This window comes from Massilia sp. CT11-108, from assembly GCF_047302915.1.
Classification (GTDB): Bacteria; Pseudomonadota; Gammaproteobacteria; order Burkholderiales; family Burkholderiaceae_D; genus Telluria; species Telluria orientalis.
In genome coordinates this window covers 1-236 of record NZ_JBKYMO010001764.1, presented here as the reverse complement: position 1 = coordinate 236, position 236 = coordinate 1, and the positions used below count along the sequence as shown (strand labels likewise).

The window sequence follows — 236 nt, the reverse complement described above, 5'->3', positions numbered from 1 at the left end:
CGGCCCGGCAGCACGCGGTCGCCGTGGCGCGCCTCGCGCACCTCGATCTGGCACAGGCCGTTCAGGCGGTCGGCGAAGGCGGCAGTGAATTTTTCCGGCATGTGCTGCACGATGACGATGCCGGGCGTGACGCGCGGCAGCGCCGTCAGCACTTCTTCCAAAGCCAGCGTGCCGCCCGTGGAGGTGCCGATGGCGACGACGCGCTCGGACGTGCGCAGCAGGGCGCGCGTCTCGGG

At 72.0% G+C, this 236-nt stretch carries 1 protein-coding gene; it reads right to left on the bottom strand.

All coding sequences use genetic code 11. The annotated features are described in order from the left end of the window. Positions 1-236: chemotaxis protein CheB (locus ACEN88_RS36260; RefSeq protein WP_413347206.1), on the bottom strand; the 236-nt coding region annotated here is incomplete at both ends.